A 364-nucleotide genomic window follows, 5' to 3' on the forward strand; every position below is an offset into this window, starting at 1 on the left:
GTTACCCTGCATATCTGTAATCGTAACAATTGTGTTGTTAAATGTTGAGCGGATGTGAGCAATACCTGATTCGATATTCTTTTTCACACGACGCTTACGAGTTTGTTGTTTACGTGCCATGTTAAGAAGAAACCTCCTTTACTGATTATTTTTTCTTGTTCGCAACAGTTTTACGAGGACCTTTACGCGTACGCGCATTGTTCTTCGTGTTTTGACCGCGTACAGGTAGTCCACGGCGGTGGCGGATACCCCGGAAGCTAGCAATTTCCATCAATCGCTTGATGTTCATAGATACTTCACGGCGAAGGTCACCTTCAATTTTGTATTGATCCAATTGTTCACGGATATTGTTCAACTCATCTTC

At 42.3% G+C, this 364-nt stretch carries 2 protein-coding genes; both read right to left on the reverse strand.

All coding sequences use genetic code 11. The annotated features are described in order from the left end of the window. A partial coding sequence (gene rpsK / locus ACQCVE_RS19595) for a 30S ribosomal protein S11 (protein WP_426863670.1) occupies nucleotides 1-120 on the reverse strand: 120 nt, incomplete at its 3' end. A 25-nt stretch (nucleotides 121-145) separates the two neighbouring features. Further along, nucleotides 146-364: 30S ribosomal protein S13 (rpsM, locus tag ACQCVE_RS19600; protein WP_426863669.1), on the reverse strand; the 219-nt coding region annotated here is incomplete at its 5' end.

The organism is Metabacillus sp. 113a (assembly GCF_050107635.1).
Taxonomy (GTDB): Bacteria; Bacillota; Bacilli; order Bacillales; family Bacillaceae; genus Metabacillus_B.